General features: G+C 39.9%; 15 protein-coding genes. 10 read left to right on the top strand and 5 right to left on the bottom strand.

The window, feature by feature from the left end:
* The first annotated feature begins 64 nt into the window (after positions 1–64).
* The 6 genes from HME9304_RS01100 to HME9304_RS01075 all read left to right on the top strand — a co-directional run bounded on the left by HME9304_RS01100 (position 65) and on the right by HME9304_RS01075 (position 10,638).
* Positions 65–1,999, top strand: a complete 1,935-nt coding sequence (locus HME9304_RS01100) for an ADP-ribosylglycohydrolase family protein (RefSeq protein ID WP_112376835.1) — start codon at positions 65–67, stop codon at positions 1,997–1,999.
* Positions 1,989–3,578, top strand: a complete 1,590-nt coding sequence (locus tag HME9304_RS01095) for a hypothetical protein (RefSeq protein ID WP_123877298.1) — start codon at positions 1,989–1,991, stop codon at positions 3,576–3,578. The genes HME9304_RS01100 and HME9304_RS01095 overlap by 11 nt, the downstream gene beginning before the upstream one ends.
* Before the next feature lie 8 nt (positions 3,579–3,586).
* Positions 3,587–5,326 carry a sulfatase family protein gene (locus HME9304_RS01090; protein WP_112376833.1) on the top strand — a complete coding sequence of 580 codons (1,740 nt, stop codon included), beginning with the start codon at positions 3,587–3,589 and terminating at the stop codon, positions 5,324–5,326.
* A 37-nt stretch (positions 5,327–5,363) separates the two neighbouring features.
* Positions 5,364–6,902 carry a sulfatase family protein gene (locus HME9304_RS01085; protein ID WP_112376832.1) on the top strand — a complete coding sequence of 513 codons (1,539 nt, stop codon included), beginning with the start codon at positions 5,364–5,366 and terminating at the stop codon, positions 6,900–6,902.
* Between the two features lie 119 nt (positions 6,903–7,021).
* Positions 7,022–8,116 (top strand): helix-turn-helix domain-containing protein, encoded by a 1,095-nt coding sequence (locus tag HME9304_RS01080; protein WP_112376831.1) that lies wholly within the window; start codon positions 7,022–7,024, stop codon positions 8,114–8,116.
* Between the two features lie 236 nt (positions 8,117–8,352).
* A complete protein-coding gene (locus HME9304_RS01075) occupies positions 8,353–10,638 on the top strand; it encodes a GH92 family glycosyl hydrolase (protein WP_112376830.1) in 2,286 nt (761 codons plus the stop codon).
* Positions 10,639–11,081: 443 nt separating this feature from the next.
* Here the strand turns inward: HME9304_RS01075 and HME9304_RS01070 are convergent, their stop codons facing one another.
* Positions 11,082–12,416, bottom strand: a complete 1,335-nt coding sequence (locus HME9304_RS01070; RefSeq protein WP_239023364.1) for a sugar MFS transporter — start codon at positions 12,414–12,416, stop codon at positions 11,082–11,084.
* A 332-nt stretch (positions 12,417–12,748) separates the two neighbouring features.
* Between HME9304_RS01070 and HME9304_RS01065 the strand changes: the two genes are divergently transcribed.
* The 4 genes from HME9304_RS01065 to HME9304_RS17245 are packed head-to-tail and all read left to right on the top strand — an operon-like array spanning position 12,749 to position 14,685.
* Positions 12,749–13,738 carry an ROK family protein gene (locus HME9304_RS01065; RefSeq protein WP_239023363.1) on the top strand — a complete coding sequence of 330 codons (990 nt, stop codon included), beginning with the start codon at positions 12,749–12,751 and terminating at the stop codon, positions 13,736–13,738.
* Between the two features lie 3 nt (positions 13,739–13,741).
* Positions 13,742–14,326 (top strand): D-sedoheptulose 7-phosphate isomerase, encoded by a 585-nt coding sequence (lpcA, locus tag HME9304_RS01060; RefSeq protein ID WP_112376828.1) that lies wholly within the window; start codon positions 13,742–13,744, stop codon positions 14,324–14,326.
* A 37-nt stretch (positions 14,327–14,363) separates the two neighbouring features.
* The gene (locus HME9304_RS17130; RefSeq protein WP_239023362.1) at positions 14,364–14,579 is read left to right on the top strand and encodes a hypothetical protein; all 216 of its coding nucleotides are present in this window, start codon (positions 14,364–14,366) and stop codon (positions 14,577–14,579) included.
* A complete protein-coding gene (locus tag HME9304_RS17245; RefSeq protein WP_417935250.1) occupies positions 14,509–14,685 on the top strand; it encodes a sulfatase/phosphatase domain-containing protein in 177 nt (58 codons plus the stop codon). The genes HME9304_RS17130 and HME9304_RS17245 overlap by 71 nt, the downstream gene beginning before the upstream one ends.
* Positions 14,686–14,705: 20 nt before the next feature.
* Here HME9304_RS17245 and HME9304_RS01050 read toward each other — a convergent pair whose 3' ends face one another.
* The 4 genes from HME9304_RS01050 to HME9304_RS01035 form a co-directional block, all read right to left on the bottom strand.
* Positions 14,706–15,854 carry an alpha-hydroxy acid oxidase gene (locus tag HME9304_RS01050; RefSeq protein WP_112376826.1) on the bottom strand — a complete coding sequence of 383 codons (1,149 nt, stop codon included), beginning with the start codon at positions 15,852–15,854 and terminating at the stop codon, positions 14,706–14,708.
* 4 nt (positions 15,855–15,858) lie between these two features.
* The gene (locus HME9304_RS01045; protein WP_112376825.1) at positions 15,859–17,232 is read right to left on the bottom strand and encodes an FGGY-family carbohydrate kinase; all 1,374 of its coding nucleotides are present in this window, start codon (positions 17,230–17,232) and stop codon (positions 15,859–15,861) included.
* A gap of 6 nt (positions 17,233–17,238) precedes the next feature.
* Positions 17,239–18,516: a sugar isomerase gene (locus HME9304_RS01040; RefSeq protein ID WP_112376824.1), complete on the bottom strand. Its 1,278-nt coding sequence runs from the start codon at positions 18,514–18,516 to the stop codon at positions 17,239–17,241.
* Positions 18,517–18,874: 358 nt separating this feature from the next.
* The gene (locus HME9304_RS01035) at positions 18,875–20,980 is read right to left on the bottom strand and encodes a bifunctional aldolase/short-chain dehydrogenase (protein ID WP_206170481.1); all 2,106 of its coding nucleotides are present in this window, start codon (positions 20,978–20,980) and stop codon (positions 18,875–18,877) included.
* Between the last annotated feature and the right edge of the window lie 197 nt (positions 20,981–21,177).

Raw genomic sequence — 21,177 nt, 5'->3', positions numbered from 1 at the left:
AAAGAATGAAAGTATACATGTTATTGTAAAGTCAAAAAATAAAATCAAACAACTAACGATTTAAATGAAAAAAACTTTACAATACGCCAACTATATCGATAAAGTACGTGGTGGTTGGGTAGGTAAGTGTGCGGGCGGTATCCTTGGCGCCCCAATTGAAGGGTATAAACGATTTAATACAATTGCATTGAACGATTCCCTTTTTGAAAATAATTTTGCCAACGACGATCTGGACCTACAATTATTATGGTTAGACATGGTTCTTCAAAAAGGCTCACAGGTAAGGGAAAGCGATTTTAAGGAGCATTGGATAAATCACGTTGCTTTTCCATGGAACGAATATGGTATAGCAACGAGAAATATACGCCTTGGTCTGGATAACCCCGATTCCGGTTCCCACAACAACAATTACTGGAAACAAAGTATGGGGTCGCCCATCCGCAGTGAGATTTGGGGTATGTTATGTGCTGGGAACCCTGAAAAGGCCGTATTTTATGCAAAGATGGATTCGACACTTGATCACGAAGGATTTTCGGTCGAGGCAGAACAATACCTGGCAGCATCTGCAGCCATTGCTTTCACAGAGGACGATATGTTCAGAATTCTGACCAAAGCATTGAAGTTTATACCCAAACAGGGTCTTTGTGCAAATTTGATTCGTGCCATCATTTTTTGGAACCGCGAATATGGTGAGGATGTAGCATCAAAAAAAATAAAAAGCTTATACGGTGATGCCGATTTTACATCGGCCCCTATGAATATTGGATTTACCATTCTTTCCTTGTTAAATTCCGAGGGAAAAATAGATAACTTGAACTCGGCCTTGCACTATGGGCACGATAGTGATTGCATCATTGCTACCGCAGGCGCTTTATTGGGCATCGTTATGGGATTTAAAGCTCTGCCCGAAATTTGGAAAAAGCGAGTAGGGGACGAAATTTTAGTGAGTCCCGAAATAACAGGAATCAGTTGCCCAAATACGATTACCGAACTCACGGAATTTACCTGTACAGCAGCCAAACCTTTTCTTGACCTGAATCCAGATTTTGGGATTACGGGCCTTCCTACGGGCAAATCAACACCTAAAATTCCCTTGAGGGAATATGCACTTCATGTTAGTCTAAAGGAATATCCTTGTCTAACATCGAATAAAACGGGGGTAGTATTACTTACGATTGAAAACCTAAAGGATTCGGCACTTCAACTTAAAATCAATCTCACTTCTGATTTTTTTGGAAATTTTACTGATGAAATGACCGTACCTGCCCGTCAAAAAGTCGTTAAAGATTTACAGCTTGTTTGTGAAATCGATGCTTTTCCGACCAAACCAAGCCTTACTTATCGGTTGGAAGTTGATTCAGGAACAGAAAAAAAGATTTTTAGAAAGGGTATGCCCAATTATGGCAAATGGCTACTGCTCGGGCCTTTTATCGAAGATGATTCAAGCTTGATACCGATGGATAAAAAATATCCCGATCATGGAATGAGCTCATTGCCATCTGTCATTTATATGAACCATGATGCAGGGCGGCCTTCCACCGAATTTATTGATCAAAAGAAAATCGATGCACTCCTAGAATTGCCCGATTTTAAAAATGTACCCTACGGCAGCCAACTTATCTTTCCCAAGTCCATGGAAATAGATTTAGGGGATTATTTCTATGGAAAAGGAGAGCGAACACTCTATTTGTATACCGAAATCGATTCTACGGAAAGTATAAAAAAATGGTTAAGTCTTGGTCATAGCAATTATTGTAGTCTCTGGCTCAATGATAAAAAACTTCATGAAACAGCTACTCCAAAGAGAAGATGGCCGGGAACAGAAGCTATAGAACTTCAGCTCAACAAGGGTGTAAATGGATTGCTGCTGCGATTCGACTTTATTAATGATGATTTTTTGGTGAATATTGGACTAAAAGAACATAAAGAAAAACATCCCCACCAATCGCAATGGGATACGGAATTGCTGTTTAACATAAAAGATTTGCATGATGATTAAAAAAAGAATTTTACATGTATTCTGGAAAACAAGAATTCAGAACAGCTTGAAGATTTTTTTTGTTTGTAGTGTTTTTATATTACTATGCTGCTGTAAATCCAAAACATCGCAAGAAAAAATAAGTAATGCCACAATCGGTGAATGGAAACCTGTTCAAGAAAATTTAATTGGTGCGAATGCCAATCTTATCAGTTTCAATGACCCCTGGAGCACCAAAGATTTGGTCGAAGTCACCAAGAAAACACAAATAAAAACATTGCGCTATCCTGGTGGCACCATCGGAAATTATTGGGATTGGGATATAGGTGCCGTTGATAGGGACGTACCCGATAGTCTAATGATAAAATGGGTGGTGGAGAACGACCATAGGGCGAGCCCCGACCGATATACTATTGAAAGTCTGGCAAAAATGTACCAACAAACAGGTATAGTTCCAGTCTTTATGTTGAACATGTTGAGCAAAGATTTGCAGCATAGTATCAGAAATTTGAAAAAAGCTGAATCTTTGGGGATTCCCATAAAATATATTGAAATGGGCAATGAACTTTATTTCAATATTCCGTTTCCGCTCTTAAGATTCCCCACCCCTGAATCCTATGGGGAAACCTGTCAGGTTTGGATAGCTAAACTAAGAAAAGAGTTTCCCAATGCATCTTTTGCAGTAGTTGGAAGCTATATAACAAGACACCCTAGACAAGTGGATTGGAACAAGAGGGTCTTGGAAAAGTGCACTAATGCTGATGCCATCGTAATACATTTGTATTCACCTTCTGGTTTGGACGGACGATTGGAACGAAAAAAAATAGCCCCTGGCAAAGAAGGGCTGGGTGAATCCCAAACTGCAACAAGAACAGGTCCCGAAGCAATTGGTGAACGGCAACAATGGGAATTGGAACTTCTAAAGGACAAGCAGGCATATAGTAATATGTTCACTACAGCTTCAAAAAATTTAAAAAAATTAGATGATTTTTATGTTCCTGATGATATGAATCTGTGGGTCACCGAATTCAATATAAGGGACGATAATTCCGTTATACTTCATAGTTGGACCCAGACGTTGATTTTGTCCAAATACCTTTTTAAATTTCTGGAAAGTGATGTTGAATTATCCAGCATGCATAACTTAACTGGAACTCTTTTTGGTATGGTGCATACCGATTCACTTAATTACCAACACCTAAAATCCCAAAACGTTAAATCAATACCTTATACGCTATCCGCAGGTGGGATGATAACAAAACTGTTCGGTGATGCAATGAAAGACAAAGTAGAGGGTGCAGTTTTAAATTTTGATATAGCTTCTACTTTGACCGATGATAGGGGAGAACAGGCAAAAAATTTGAAGGGATATATGTTCAGGAATAAAAACGGAAATACCGCAATCGTCGTAAACTATGATTTTACGGATCAAAAAGTTGATTTTTCTACTATTCCCAATTTCAAGGGCAAGATGAGTACCTATGCTTCAGACCCTTCCAATCCTGTGATAGGTTTTGAGAATATTTTAGTAGACGAGGTAGATGTTGTGGATACCATCAAATTGCCCCCGCATTCCATAGCTATAATCAAATTTCAATAGTCGACCCAATGAAGTTTAAACATTTGTACATACCAATAATCGCCGTCTTCACACTGGCAGTTCTGGCATGTAATTCCAAAAAGAAGGAAATCAGGGAAAATACGGTTTTAGTGGAAAATCGACCCAATATCATCTGGTTGGTGGCGGAAGACCTTAGTCCAAGATTTGCTGCCTACGGAGACAGTTTGGCGCATACACCCAATATAGACCAATTGGCATCAAATGGGATTGTATATGAAAACGCCTTTACGGTTTCAGGTGTCTGTGCTCCCAGTCGCTCTTCAATGATAACAGGGATGTATCCCACAAGTATTGGAACGCAACATATGCGACAAAAATCCGGGGTAATCGATATACCCGGGTTTCCAAAGTACAATGCCGTACCACCACCAGAGGTCAAGGCGTTTCCTGAAATCCTTAGAAAAAACGGATATTGGACCGCTTCCTATAAAAAGTTGGACTATCAGTTTGGAGAGCCCTTCACTATTTGGGACGAAGTATCTGCATATCCATCATGGCGAAACAGACCTGAAGCGGATAAAGAACGCCCATTTTTTATTTATTACACTTTTGAAATCACCCACGAAATCAATATTTGGCCAGATAGCACCAAGAATCGTTTTTTTGATGAGTTCAACATCAAAAGACCGAATTTGGCTCCCGACGTCCGAAAAAGACCTGCCTTTGATGAGGAAAACAGTGTTGCTCCTGAAGCGGTAGTCGTTCCGCCATTTTTACCGGATACACGAACCAGTCGCAGTCACATAGCACGACTGTATGATAATGTGAGCAGAATGGATGTTCAAATAGGAGAGGTCTTAAAGGATTTGGAAGAAGACGGTCTTTTGGAGAATACCATAGTAATGTTCATGAGTGATCATGGGGATTGCCTACCAAGAAGCAAAAGATGGATTTATGATAGTGGCATAAAGGTTCCGCTAATCATCCATTATCCAGAAAAGTACCTGCCAAAAAATAGGGAACAACCTTCAAGGGACAAAAATCTTTATAGTTTTGTTGATTTGGCCCCTACCGTGCTGGAACTGGCGGGTGTCGAAGTTCCGCAGTGGGTACAGGGAAAGTCTATGGTCACGGAGCTTGCACAAAATCCAAGGGACTATGTATATGCAGCCAGAGACCGTATGGACAACAGATATGATATTAGAAGGGCGATAAGGGATAAGGATTACAAATACATAAAAAATTTCACTCCAGAAGTGCCCTACTCACAAGAAATCACTTTCTTAAACCAAATGCCTTTGATGACAGAAATTAAGCGCATGGATAAATTGGGTACCTTAAACAGAAATCAGTCCTATTGGTTAAAAAGGCCAAAACCAAGCGAAGAACTCTATAATTTAAACGATGATCCATTTGAATTGAATAACCTGGCTTCAAGTCCTAGTTATTCCGAAACGTTAGAACGAATGAAAATTGCTTTGGAGTACTGGCAGAATACCTATGGGGATTTAAAAGACGTCCCAGAAATGGAACAGGCCGAGCTCATGTGGCCGGGCGGTGAACAACCCAAAACCAAAGAGGGAAAGCTAATTTTTAAGAACGACAGTATTTTACTGGAATGTGAAACAGAAGGAGCGACCATAGCCTACCGAACAAACGATACGGAGAGATGGCTTATATATGATGAGCCACTTTCAAGAGAAAAAATTTACAAAATTGAAATCAAAACGGTACGCTACGGTTACGAAGAAAGTGAACCAATTTCTTATGAAGTTCCATCGAATTGAGTTTTTACCATGAACTTGTTGATTAAAACGAAGATTAATGAATTTTAGGACTATTTTTTTTGGGGTATTTGTGTTTGTCATGCTGATCACGATTTCTTGTGCTGAAAAAGAACAAAAGTCGGAGGGCGACCATAGGTCAGATATAACTGCAAAACCCAATATTGTCTATATCTTGGCCGATGATATGGGGTATGGTGATATTAGTGGTCTCAATCCCACTGCTAAAGTCAATACACCGACCCTGGACTCATTGATCACTTCGGGAATGAGTTTTTCAGATGCCCATAGCTCTTCTTCAGTTTGCACACCTAGCCGATATAGTATACTAACTGGGAGGTATGCGTGGCGAACCCGATTGAAGCGAGGGGTTACCTGGGGATATTCACCGCCATTGATCGATTCAAATAGAACAACGGTTGCCTCTTTGTTAAAAACTAAGGGGTACAAAACAGCTTGTATTGGAAAATGGCACTTGGGCATGACATGGCCCGTTAAGGAAGGTAAAGAAATACCTTGGGAGAACAAGGACCTTCATCCTGCACAATACCCTGGCGATGCCATAGATTTTACAAAGCCGATTGAGAATGGCCCAATTTCGGTAGGGTTTGATTACTTTTTTGGAGTTTCGGCATCTTTGGATATGCGACCTTATTGTTATATAGAAAACCAGACCATTCAAGGTCTTCCGATGAAATCGGTAGAAAAGGAATTTTTAATAGAAAGGGATGGCCTAACGCAATGGCATGCCGGTTTGGCGGCAACTGATTTTAGGCATGCCGAGGTATTGCCAAAATTGACGGAGAAAGCCGTAGATTTTATAACGGAGAACAAGGAGCGGCCCTTCTTTCTATATTTTCCCTTGACCGCACCCCATAGCCCGTTGTTGCCTTCGGAAAAATTCAAGGGAACCAGTAGAGCTGGAACCTATGGGGATTTTATCCATATGGTCGATGACGTGGTCAATACCATTTCCAATACGTTGAGGTCACAGGGTTTGGTAGGGAACACACTTTTTATATTTACAAGTGATAATGGTACATTTCAAAAAGCGTATATAGACCCCAGTTACGAACACGATGGAAATTTTATATACAGAGGACAAAAGGCCGATATCTATGAAGGGGGTCATAGAATCCCGTTCATTGCAAGTTGGAAAAATCGGATACCCGCCAACTCAAAATCGGATACCCCAATATTACTAAATGATCTAATGGCAACACTTGCCGATTTAACAGGGGCGACCCTTGGGGAAAACGAGGGTGAGGACAGTGTGAGTATATTGCCCATTTTGAAAAATGAAAGAAAGGAATTGACAGAAAGGGATTTTTTGATCCATCATTCCTCAAGAGGCTTTTTTGCCATTCGAAAAGATTCTTTAAAACTGATTGCCGGCTTGGGATCAGGGGGATTCACGGTACCTTTTCAAATAATTCCTAAATCCAATGAAGAAGCCTTTCAACTTTTCGACCTTAATGCGGATATTTCAGAAACCAATAATATTTTTGACAGTACGGATAAAAAGTATAGGGAGTTGGTAAAAACTTTGGAAGAATTTTCCAATGAAGGCAAGAATTAATTTTTTAAGCTCAAGTTTGATTGTTTCCATACGGATTTATTAATGATGTATGATTTTATTCTTATTATTAAATTCGAATAATGGTTACACTTGATTGGTTTATTAAGTTTCAATAAAAAATGGCAGTTATTTTTTTTATTTGGGGATGTGTGCAAAGTCTAATCGTGGGAATTTTTATACCTATCGTTAAAAAGGCTCGGAACAACTATATCCTTTCCCTTATATTCTTTGTCACTTCCTTGAACATATTGTTTCAATACCTTTTAAGGTATCAAGATTGGAAAATTGAATTTCCTAGATTATTGGTCATACCGGATTTTTTGGACCTTTTATTGCCAACTTTGTTGTTTCTCTACATTAAGGCGGTCGTGGGCGGGGGCATCGATAAAAAAGACCAAAAGTATTTATATGTTCCAATAATTGCCGGAACGATTTTGGTGCTGAGTGCCTTTATCAGGAGTGATTTTAGCTTTTACAATTACGTAGGCTCACTTTATCACAAAGTAGTATTGACAACTATTCTTATATGGAAGCTGTTTCTTTTTCTAAAAGGATGGAATATTATTCAAGGACAGAAAGATATCATCAAAAAGAAAGCGATTCTCTGGTGGCCCAGAATGCTGACCTATTTTCTAGGGGTACTTACCTATATTACATTTCTGAACCTGTGCTATTTTTTGTTGATCGTTCCCAATTTTGACCTCGATTCACCTGTTAGGAATACCATACAGAAACTGGTAGAACTCAACTATATTATTTTCACGTGCTCCATCATATTTATAACCATATATTTCTTCTTCAAGTATCCAAAAATACTATCTGGGCTACCCATTTTTAAGTCAAAAAATACATCCAAGGTTCCAGATGGGCAGGTTTATATAGATAAGCTGAACAAATTGATAATCGAGGATAAAATTCATTTGGACACGGAATTGAACGAACAAAAACTGGCCGATACATTGGAAGTCCAGTCTTATATACTTTCTATAGTTCTCAATGATTATTTGGGAAAATCCTTTAGTTCTTATATCAATGAAAAACGAATAGAAGAGGCCAAAAGGTTATTAGAAAGTGAGGAGCACAAAGACCTTACAATTTTTGCCATTGCCGTGGACAGCGGATTTCGTTCCGAGTCCGTCTTTTATGTTAATTTCAAGAAACTAACGGGGCTTACCCCAAAACAATACAAAAAAAAGTACTCAGAAACTTCTTAAACCAATATAGGTTTGTTTGCTTTTGGGAATCATATATGCAATTCATACTTGAAATGTTTTGATGGCAAAGTCTATGTTAAGTTATAAAAACATTGCATTGAATTTATGCCATCAAATAATCACGAGTAGAACTTAAAGTAATTTTAAGCAAATTATATTGTCTCTTATTTTCCAAAATAGCAGTATTGAGCGATATCACCATTTTAAATTCCTTGTTTTAATCAAAAAGGTGCTGGATGAGAAAATTTAGATACAGCTTTTTATGTGTGATACCATTGCAGTTCATTTTTGTTTTTAGCTGTAAAGAGCCTTCAGGGAATACGCTGGATAATCCGAACGTTAATTCTAAATATACATCCTATGTCAATCCATTCATAGGAACTGAGGGGAACGGAACAAAGCACTCCATAGGTAATGTGCACCCAGGTGCTGTTCGCCCTTGGGGAATGGTTTCCGTAAGCCCACAGTCCTTTGATTTCACAAAGATGCAATCGCCCAGTGGATACCGTCACGAGGAAAAGAAAATATTCGGGTTCAGTAATGTCAATTTTTCGGGAGTCGGATGTCCTGCTACGGGGAGTATTCCTTTCAAATTTTCCACTCGTGATTTACCTTCTGGGTACGAGGGTTCAAGTTTTTCCCAACAAATAGCACGACCTGGATATTACAGTGTAAGATTGGATGAAGATGAAATCACGGTTCATGCTACGACTACCAAAAGATCGTCCATTGTCAAATTGGAATTGCCAAAAGGCAGTACCAAAATATACCTGGACCTTATGGCACAACAAGCGCATGTAAAAGGGGGAGTCATCGAAAATTATACAAATACAGCTGTGAGCGGGTATCAATTGGAAGGCAACTTTTGTGGTGCGGCGAACAGAAGCTTCGTTTTTTTTAGTGCACATTTAAGTAAGGAAGCAGATTCAACCTATTTGGAATACAATAACAGAACCGATACCCGATTCAATCAAAATCTGGACGATAAGCCAAGTGGAATTAGCTACGTTTTTGATAACGAAGCCCCTGCCGAGCTATACATTAAGGTCGGAGTGTCCTACGTGTCCACTGCAAATGCGGAAGAAAACCTGAATAAGGAGCAAACAGGCTATGATTTTGAAAAGGTAAAAAAAGAAGCTGAGGAAGAATGGGAAAAAGAATTGGGCAGAATAAAGGTGACCGGCAATTCGGATGACGACAAAACGGTCTTTTATACGGCGCTTTATCATAGCCTTTTGATGCCAATGACCTATAGTGACCATAACGGGGATTATGTAAGAATGGGAAGCACGGAAATTGGGAAATCGTCATACACGCGATACACTGGTTTTTCGCTTTGGGACACGTACAGGACTACTCATCCATTATTAACTTTGGCGTACCCGGAAAAACAGGAAGAATTTGTAAAAAACATGCTTGACATCTATGACGAATCCGGGTGGCTTCCCAAATGGCCCATATTCAATTTTGAGCCTTATTTAATGGTGGGCGACCCTGCCCCAATTGTTATCGGTGACACCTACACTAAAGGCATCGACAATTTTGATGTGCAGAAAGCTTACGAAGCAATGGTCAAAAGTGCCGATTACGAAGAAGGAAATCTTAATAGACGGGGAATTAGGGATTATAATACCTATGGCTACATCACTATGGACGGTAATTTTAGCGAGGTCGAGAATTTTCAATGGAACAATGGAATAGTCTGGGGTGCAGTGTCCAATACGATGGAATTCAATCTAGCGGATTACAATATCGCACAAATGGCCAAATTGATGGGCAATGAAGAGGATTATCAAAAATACCTTAAACGTTCAAAATCCTTTATGTCCTTTTATAACGACGAGATCGGTTTGCTTCAGCCCAAGAATAAAGATGGAAGTTGGTACAAACCGTTCGACCCCACTCAAGAATTATGGGACAGGATGAATTTTGGTTTGCGAGGCGGTCCAGGATTCGTAGAGGGTAGTGCCTGGCAATACTTATTTTCCGTACCACACGGAATCGATACGTTAAAGAATAGAATGGGGGAAGAGCAATTTTTAAAGAACCTCGATACCATTTTTGATAAAAAGTATTTCGACATGACCAATGAACCAGGTTTTGGTTTTCCTTTTTTTTATAACCTGACCAAAGAAAAAAACTGGAAAACTGCTCACACGGTCCATAATCTTTTAAAAGAGCATTTTCCGAACGCTCCCAACGGTCTTCCAGGTAACGATGATGCAGGAGCCATGTCCTCATGGGTGGTTTTTGCCATGATGGGCCTTTATCCCCATACACCTGGGAATCCTGAGTATTTTGTCACGGTTCCCGTATTTGAGAAGATTGAGATACAGTTGAACAATGATTTTTATAAGGGAAGTCAAATCGTTATCGAGCGCCGAGGCCCTAAAGATGGCGCCATCAAGTCAATCCGTTTGGGCGACAAAGATGTTGATTACAAGGTAAGTCATGGGGCCTTGACATCGGATAACGGGATGTTGCTCATTGAGACCGAAAACAGGGAAACAGCTCAAGAATAATAAATGTTTTAATTGCCTGAGGCAAAATATGTCCATCTTGCCCGTTGTTCATTTTGAAGACTGAAAATCTTGTGTTGCCGTCATGTTGAACTTGTTTCAACATCTTATTACACTATTTTGAACATTGACTGCGGAGATGAGACTCTGAAACGGGTTCAGAGTGACGAGAAAAATATATTATTTTGATATGGAATTCGATTTAAGATTCCAATGACAATGACTCCAAGGTTAATAAACAGTACCGATGTCAGGTCGAGCCTTTCGACTTGGCTCAAGGTGAACCAAGGTCGAGACCAGTTTGGAAGATTAATCATTAGGATTTCTCGACTGCGCTCGAAATGACAGCTACTATACTCAATGAAATACTTCTGCAATTTGTTAACATTTCATATCGTACTAGTTATTCTAAATTAAAATAACAAAATGCACAACGGATTCATATATTATTTGCTTAGCGATTTAACTTTATTGGGCTCTATCTTTTCAAGAGAATCATCTGTCTTAATCAATCTAGGGCTATAAAAACCATAAAATATAATGTACAGATAACAGACAAAAGGCACAATAAATGAAAACTGTAAGCCCAGAGTATCAGCCATTATCCCTTGGATCAACGGAACCAATGCAGCCCCAAGAATAGCCATTACCAACAGGGAAGAACCTTGACTGGTATATTTTCCAAGGCCTTTGATGGCTATGGTGAAAATATTCGACCACATGATTGAATTAAAGATACCGACCCCAATAAGTGCCCACATGGCCGAACTGCCCGAGCCCATTATCGCATACATTACCAATCCCGCACTCACAATAGCAAATAATGCCAATGTTCTTGACGGGATGCTCTTTCCGAGTAAAAAAACTATAAAATTCAGTCCTACAATACCAACATAGGGCAAGACCGTTTTGAATTCGATTCCAGAAATAGAGAATATCAAGGTGAAAGAAAGTACCGTCAGCACAATCATGAGCGCATACTTTTTAAAATTGTCCAGATTGCTAAGCGATAGTGCTCCGGAAAAACGACCTATCATCGTACCGCCCCAATAATAGGCCAGAAAATTTTTCCCTACGGCCTCGTCGAGACCCATAATATTTTCGAGTCCAATAAAGTTTATAAGAAAACTACCAATAGCAACTTCGGCTCCCACATAGGTGAATATGGCGATAGTTCCCAATGAAAGATTTGGAAAACGAAGCGCACCGATTCCTTTTACAATTTCTTCTTCATTCTTGAACCTGGGCAGTTTAACAAATCGGAATACAATCGCGAGAAGAACGAAGATAGTCCCAAAGATTACGTACGGTATTTTGGTGGAATCACCTTCGGCACCCTCAACAAAGAAAAATTCATAGATGAGATAACCACCAAAAATCGGTGCTATGGTCGTACCCAAAGAATTGAATGCCTGTGACATGTTTAGACGTGAGGATGCCGTTTCCGGCTTACCTAAAATCGATACATACGGATTTGCCACAATTTGCAGTAGCGTAAAACCGAGTCCCAGAATAAATAGCGCGGACAGAAATAATCCATAAATTTCAAACTCCGTTGCTGGGTAAAACATAAAACAACCCAATCCAGAAACCGCAAGCCCTATAATGATTCCATTTTTATAGCCAATTTTGTTGATGGGGTCCCCTTTTTTTAGAGAAACTAGGAAATAGGTGAGCGACCCTATAAAATAGGCCCCAAAAAAACAGAACTGTATCAACATGGCCTGCCAATATTTCAAAATGAAGATTTCCTTCAAATAGGGAATCAGAATATCGTTCATGCATGTCAAAAAACCCCATAGGAAGAATAGAATGGTTAAGACGAACAAACTGGTACTATGATTTTTTTGTGTCATTGTAAGTTGGATAATTACCAAGTACTTAAAGATTATCTGTTCTATATCATGATGATGATATCATTGTCATTCTGAACTTATTTCAGAATCGCATCATATCAATAAAGAAATAACTAGGTGTAAACCTGAAACGAGTTCGGGTTGACGCTGGATAGTTACCATATGTTTTCATATTCAAAAAAACTTTTATAAAAACTCAATGTATACCTTCTGATATTTACTTGTATTTCAATTCGCGAAATAGAAGTTAATGAAAGATGTATTTCGAGATTTTTGAACTGAACGGCAAGCACTATAATTTTTCAAACGACCACATGGTGAAAGAAAGCAAAACAGGGCAAGTTCTCTGCGGTATTGATTTAGGAGGTACCAAAATCGAAGGTATCGTGCTTGTTGAAAACCATAATGGTTTTGACGTAATCGAAAGACTTCGCGTACCAACGGAACAACAAAATGGGTACGAACATATCCTTGCTCAAATTGAAAAGCTGGTCGGTGAGCTGAAAAATAAAGGTGGTGTCACTATTTCAAAACTGGGTATCGGTACACCTGGTACGCTAGACCCTACAACAAATACCCTAAAAAATAGCAACACGGTCTGTTTGAACGGAAAATCGATAAAAGCGGATTTGGAAAAACTGCTTGGATTTCAAGTCGAAATCGCAAACGATGCCAATTGTTTTGCATTGGCGGAAGCCACAATGGGCTCCGTGCCGGAAGCTGTACCGGATGCCAATGTGGTTTTTGGGGTGATCATGGGAACGGGTGTTGGCGGCGGTGTGGTGGTCAACGGTAGGTCAATACATGGAAAACATGGTATCGGCGGAGAGTGGGGGCATAATTTTTTGGATGCTTCGGGCGGCGAATGTTATTGTGGGCGCAAAGGTTGTGTAGAGACTATAATCTCGGGAACAGGTCTGGAGCGCTATTACGAACTGCAAAGCGGAAATCGAAAGAATCTGAAAGAAATCATGATGGCCTATAAAAGAGGAAATGACGAATATGCCGAACAAACGGTTGAAAGGTTGTTGGATTTTTTTGGTAAAGGTATCGCTTCCATCATCAATATTCTCGATCCACAGGCCATAGTATTGGGCGGTGGTGTAGGCAATATCGATTTATTATATACAGAAGGTGTTGAACGTGTGCGGAAATACATTTTCAATAGTACATTGGAAACATCGTTTCTTAAACCCAAATTGGGCGATAGTGCCGGTGTCTTTGGGGCAGCAATGTTGACAAAATAAACCATGGAGCATCTAAAGCATAATATAAAAAATGAATTTCTTCAAGCCCGGGACGTACTTGAAGATTTTATAGGTTCCGATGCCAATTTTGATACCATTTTAGAAATCTCCAAGAAAATGACAGAAGCCTTCACTCGTGGAAACAAGGTCATATCTTGCGGTAACGGGGGTTCCCATTGCGATGCAATGCATTTTGCGGAAGAACTTACGGGACGTTATCGCGAGAACCGTAAACCATTGCCGGCAATTGCCATTTCCGACCCAAGTCATTTATCGTGCGTTAGCAATGACTATGGATATGAACATGTTTTTTCCAGATTTGTGGAGAGTTTGGGGTCTTCTGGCGATATCCTCTTGGGAATAAGTGCCAGTGGTAATTCGCAAAGTATTGTCGAAGCATTTAAAACCGCACGAACCAAGGGTATAACCACTGTTTTGCTTTCTGGAAAGTCAGGCGGAAAATTGAAACAGCTATCGGATATTTCAGTGGTGGTTCCTTATGAAGGCTATGCGGATAGAATTCAGGAAATACATATTAAAATCATCCACTCGATTATCTTCAGTATCGAAAAAATGATGAATCTTTAGTCTTAAATCATATTGAATCATTTCAAAAAGTATGAAGATGAAAATTTTTAGTTATACGGGATTATTATTGCTATTGGTTCTTTCCTTCAATGACGCTATAGCACAACAACAGAACGAAAGACCGAATATTATTTTAATCATTACCGATGACCAGCAAACGGGGCTGTTGGGCGTGGAAGGCCATTCGCACCAAAAATTGGAAATATATTCAATATACGGAGGGGGACATTCCAGCGGAATTGTACAATCTTGAGAAAGATCCTGAGGAAACCCATAACTTGATTAACGAAGCAGGTTCAAAAGTGCACGTTGATAGGTTGCAACAGCTCATAAATGGGTTTCTATCCAAAGGAGAATAAATTTTTAAGCTTCGTTTTTTTTAGGAAAGTTTAATTAAATGTTTCGGCAAGTTTTCAACCTTTTCACAACACAACTGCTCCATTACTTGTTTGAACTGTGTTTTTAGCATGCTTATGGTATGGTCGCCCCCGTTGGTTCCCAAAGCTCCACAACCGTATAAAAAAGAACGGCCCATGAACGTGAACTTTGCTCCTGCGGCCATTGCGCGGGCAATATCGGGCCCCGACTGTAGCCCGCTATCCATCATTATTTCTATTTGGTCATTGTATTTTTCCGCTATTTCCAATAGTGCGTTAATACTGGATTGTGCTGCATCCAATTGCCTGCCACCATGGTTGGAAACAATGATTCCGTCAAAGCCCATGCGTATGGCATCTTGGGTGTCCTGTTCCGATGCCACTCCTTTTAGCACCAATTTCCCTTTCCATCTATCACGGATCGGTTGTATTCTTTCTTTGTTTAGTTTGCCGGAAAATGTTTTGTCCATAAACTTGCCCAATTGTTTTAGGTTAAGTCCTTTTGGGGTATACGGTTTTAACGTTTCAAACGTGGGCTGTCCAAATCTTAGGGTATTTAAAGCCCATGCCGGTCTTCCCAAAATCTGTAGGATATTCGCTAGGGTCATTTTTGGGGGTAGGGCAAGACCATTGCGGATGTCCCTTGGACGGTATCCAAATGTGGGAACATCGCATAATAATACCAAAACTTTGCACCCAGCGGCTTCTGCGCGTTCTATAATATCATTTCGCAATGCATCTTCTGCGGGATTGTACAATTGAAACCAAGCTTTTCCTTCGGTTAGTTCGCTTGCCCGTTCTATGGATGTGGTGGTGACCGTACTTAAAATGAACGGAATGTTGTGATCAAAAGCGGATTTGGCTAAAATCTCGGCGGCATTCGGCCACATTAGCCCTTGTAGGCCAACCGGGGCAATACCAAAAGGGGCGTCAAACTCCATCCCCAAAATTTTTGTTTTGGTAGTGCTTATAGCGGTGTTTCGCAAGTAGCGTGGTCGTAATTGTATTTTTCGTATTTCGGAGGTGTTGCGTGCAAGACTTACATCTTCATTGCAGCCACCGTCCAGATACTCAAAAGCAAACTTTGGGATTCTTTTTTTTGCCTTGCTTCTAAGGTCTTCTACGGACGGATAGTTTGGGTTGAAAGCCATAGTGCTATTTTGTTATAAAGGGATTGTGTTTTTTTAACGAATAGTTTCGCTTTAAGAATTTAGAGTCGAGCTTTGCGTTCGAGATGACCAAAGCTGCACCCAATGCTGAACCCAGCGAAGCATCGGTAGTTCTCAGTTCCATATCCTTTAAAAAGTGGGAAAGCAATTTAATATATACATCGTTACTGCTGAATCCGCCATCTATGTATAGTCTTTTAATGGAGTCATTGCCCTTGGACAAATTAATATTTTCAACCTGAAACTTTACCAACTCAATCATTAAATGATGATAGGCATATTCGTAAGAGTCATACTTAAAAATAGTTTCATTTGGCATGTCCGAAGTAGAGAAGCTTGTCCAACGAAACATTGGTCGAAAATCTTTGATTATATCGGTATAAATTTTAGAATCAAAGCGGATTTTCTTGTGCTTGTCTTTCTCTACATTGTAAAAATTGGATAATTCGATAACCTGTACCTTATACTCGTACCCTAAAAATAAACGGGCCGCTTTTACTGGTTTTCCATTGATTCTCATATAGTTTATACAGTTTTTGGAAATATCCTCTTTTGATAACGCCCTCTCGGTAAAAGGATTTAGGGAAATGCTCCATGTTCCAGTGGAAACTAAAATAAATTTTTTCTTTATACTTCTAACATAAGGCAATAGGGCAGCAGAACTATCGTGAATGCCGACACCGATTTTTATACGTTTGCCCCCATAATCCATATTGATGCTTGTCGCCGTTGAAACTATCGGTGGCAATACCCTATCAATACCTTCTTTGTATACCCAGTCATGATAGTTGTTTTTAGAGTAGTCCCAAAGCGATGTATGGCAACCTATACTGGTATACTCGCTAAGTGGAATTCCCGTAAACAGATAACTTATGTATTGCGGTAAGTGCATGGAGGTATCTATATTGTTGAAGACCTCGGGTTTTTCATGTTTCAACCAATACAATTGTAGTCCAGCGTTTAACATTCCCTCAATAGTGGCTCCAGTTTTGGAAGCGAACTCCATTTTTGGCCCATATTTTTCATGGAATGTGGCTATCAATTCTGAATGTATAGCTTTTGTATAATTGTACAGAGGTGTAAGAACTTTTCCATTTTTATCCAAGTGGACCAAGCTGGCGCCGTAGCTTGAAAAATTGATTGCGGTTATGGAATATTCCTTGTTTCCCAATAGTCTTTTAAAAACATCCTTTAACCATTTTTGAAGAGAGGCGAGGTCTTCGGTCGGATGGCCGTCTTCATCCTGAATTGTATCAAACTGGGCATATTCCCTGTAGACTTCTTGATGCTGTTTATCGAACAAGAAGATTTTTTTATTGGTTTTTCCAATGTCGAATATTGCCGTTACTTTTTGCATCAACCTTAGTTATAGTCCTGAGGCGACAGAATTCGCACCTCTTTTTTTGATCAATTCTTTTCTGATTTTTAAACTTCTATAGGTTGCTATTGGTTGTATGGCTCCACCAGAATTCAAACGTGCTTGTCTTAAAAGGGGCCTAACATCTGTTCTGTATGCATTCTGTAGCATTTCTTGACATCGTACCACATCATTTTCTTGTTGTGCTTTTAACAATCCTTTTTGGTCCACCAAAAGTGCTTTGGCATAGGCTTCTTGAATGGCTTCCAGTGATTGCATCAAATCTTCCAAGGGGTCTTTTATATTGTGGCTTGCATCTATCATCCATGCAGGGTAGGGATTTTGCGGATTGTTTTCCATACCGTAGACCAAGGCGTTGAATATTAAGAACAATGTATAGGGTTTAATACTGCCAACAGTAAGGTCGTCATCACCGTATTTACTATCGTTAAAATGAAATCCGCCCAATTTGCCTTTCATCATTAATGTTGAAACAATTTGTTCAATGTTCGTGTTCGGTAAATGATGGCCAAGGTCGACCAAGGTATACGCTTTTTCACCGCAAGCGTTCGCCAGCATGAACGAGGTGCCCCAATCTTGGATAACCGTACTATAAAAATTGGGTTCATAAGGTTTGTATTCGATAAACATTTTCCAATCCTGCGGCAGATGTTCATAAATACTTTTTAAACTGGTTTCGGTATGCTGCAAAACAGTTTGAAAATTGCTTTGTCCCGGAAAACTGGCTCCATCAGCCAACCAAACCGTCAGGCTTTTGGAACCCAGTTTATTGCCAATGTCTATAACCTCTTTGTTATGTTGAATGGCTTGTTCCCGTACAGCTTTTGTCATATTGCCCAATGAACCATATTTGTAGCTTTCTTTCGCCGTTTTTTGGTCTTGAAATGTATTGGAGTTCACCGCATCAAAAACGATGTTTTGTGATTTTGCCCTTTCTTTTACGGTATCGTAATCCGTGGGTACGTCCCAAGGAATATGCAATGAAATTGCCCCTGCAGTTTGTGTAAGACTATGTAGGATTCCCACATCATCAATTTTTTCTTCTAAATTGGATGGCTCCCCTTGGAAACCAAACCGACCGAATCGGGTTCCGCCTGCACCAAGTGCCCAACTTGGTATGGCTACTTGAAATTGTGATAGTTTCTTCAGGATATTGGTCACGTCTCGTCCTTGTGAGCAAAGTTGGTTCGAGAGGAAATCAAACGTCTCCGTATGGGTTTGTAGGTATTTTTTATTACTATCTAGAATCTTATTTTTATCCAAAATCTTATTTTTTAATCATTAGAATTCACCAAGTTCTGCCTAGGATTTAACATCGCGATAATTACGACATGCAAATAATCAAGTAATCATGAACCAAGACCAAAAAAATCTACTAACCATTTTTAGGGCAGCGGTCTTAATCCTGACACATCCGATGGCTCTGCGGGGTAGTGCCTAAATTATCCGTTCATGCTTATCAACGTAATGCATGCCCCTGAATTAGTTCTCCTTTCTCAGGTGGTATTTTAGGTTCTCATGATTTTGTTTCTATATAAATTGAACATATGAATTTTAAAAAAAAAGTACTTCCAAGGACAAATTTGCCCTTGGAAGTTTGCTAAAAAAACTAACTCAAACTAATTTATCTAACAAATGCATTTGCCATACCACCATCAACATTAATGATATTGCCCGTGGTCTTATTTAGTATTCCGACCAAGGAGAATACACCATTGGCAATGTCTTCCGGATAGATGATTTCGTTCAATAGATTTCTTTTGGCATAGTGGGCGGGCAACTCTTCTACAGAGATTCCGTACGCTTTTGCCCTGCCTTCTGCCCAGTCACCTTCCCAAATTTTGCTGCCAATTATAACACCATCAGGGTTTATAGTATTGACCCGTATTTTGTTTTTTCCAAGTTCGGCCGCTAAAAGTCTGGACATGTGCTGTTGTGCGGCTTTTGACGTTCCATAAGCAACATTGTTGGGACCTGCTACCAATCCATTTTTACTGGCTATACTTATAAAGTCGCCGCCCAGGTCTTGTTTTCGCATAATTTCAACGGCTGCTTTTGCCAGTTCAAACTGACCTTTAACAAGTACATCTTGCAATAGATTCCAATCTTTCTCCGTGGTATCTTCCAAAGGTTTTGAAATGGCAAGACCTGCACTGTGCACCACAATATCCACTCCTCCAAAGTCAAGACATGCTTGTTTATAGGCATCTGCAATGGATTCTTTTTGGGTAACATCGCATACGGCATAGCTGGCAGTATCTTTTGCGTAGGTGGCAAGACCTTCTTTGAGTCTATCTTCGGCAATGTCCGTGAGTACTATATTGGCACCTTCTTGAGCCAATTTATCTGCAATTGCTTTTCCAATACCTCCACCAGCACCTGTAACGAGTGCAACTTTTCGTGAGAGTGGCTTTTCTTTTGGCATGCGCTGCAATTTCGCCTCTTCCAATAGCCAGTATTCGATATCGAACGCCTCTTGTCTCGGTAAGGAAGTGTACTTGGAAATTGCTTCCGCTCCGCGCATTACATTTATGGCGTTGATGTAGAATTCACTGGCTACCCGAGTGGTCTGTTTGTTCTTCGCAAAGCTGAACATACCAATTCCTGGAAATATGATGATAACCGGATTGGGGTCGCGCATAGCGGGACTATTGTTTCTTTTACAGGTTTCGTAGTACTCTCTATATTCCTCACGGTAGCTTTTAAATGCGGGCTTTAATTTTTGTAGTAGTGTTTCAGTGTCGTTCAAGTCAAAATTGGTCTCCAATTGCAATACCAAGGGCTGTATTTTAGTGCGTAAAAAGTGGTCGGGACAAGAGGTTCCCATAGGTGCCAAACGTTCCAGGTCATTACTGTTTATGTATTCCATCACCACATTGGCATCGGTAAAATGCCCAATCATCCTATTATTAGATGAGCAGATACCTCTTAATACTGGCATCAAAGCCGCGGCCTTTTCCAAACGTTCCGCCTTTGGCAGCGATGCAATCTTCTCACCTCCAAAAACAGTTCCGTTCTCCGCTATTTTATTTTCAATAAATTCAGATGCCATTTCAATGACCTCCAAACTGTTCATGTAGCATTCGTAAGATGTATCGCCCCATGTAAAAAGTCCGTGACTCCCTAGCACGATACCACGAATACTTGGATTATCGTTCAGACATTTTTCCAGTTGAAGCCCCAAATCAAAGCCCGGTCTTTGCCAAGGCACCCAGCCCATGGTATCTCCCCAGATTTCTTTGGTAACTTTTTCGCTGTCTTCCGCAGCGGCCACTGCAATCAATGCATCAGGATGTAAATGGTCTATATGCTTAAAGGGCAACAGTCCGTGCAAAGGAGTGTCTATGGAAGGTGCCTTACTATCCAAATCGTAGATGCAATGGTTGAACAGGCCTACCATTCGGTCTTCATCTTCCAGACCCCCATAAACATTTTTCAAATTTCGCAATCTTTCGGTATATAAACCTGCTATTCCAGCACGCGTTAACGTACCAATGTCGCCACCAGAACCCTTTACCCACATGACTTCTACCTCCTCATTGGTCAAAGGGTCTTTTTCAAAAGTCTTGCAACTGGTATTACCGCCACCATAATTGGTGATGCGTAAGTCGGCTCCCAATATGTTCGACCTGTAAAGGAAAAGTGCGACCTGGTCATCTTCAAGTTCTGATGCTTTTTTATCGTCCCATAGATAATCTACATGTTTGAAATCGGTTTTTATAAGATTCATTACGTTGTTCGATATTTATTTTAGAATACTTAAAATTCGATGATGACAGGGATTAAACCATTCTGATTTGAAATATAGAAGAGAAAAAAAGAGTTAAGAATCTATATTTCAAAATCGTCAGCGGTAGAGATTAATTTGTTATAAGCTCAATTAAAGCTTTGTGTTTAACGTACAAAGGGAAAGATCAAAATGACCAA

It is taken from the genome of Flagellimonas maritima, assembly GCF_003269425.1.
Lineage (GTDB): Bacteria > Bacteroidota > Bacteroidia > Flavobacteriales > Flavobacteriaceae > Flagellimonas > Flagellimonas maritima.
The sequence above is the reverse complement of the archived record's forward strand: the minus strand, read 5'-3'. Positions and strand labels throughout refer to the sequence as shown.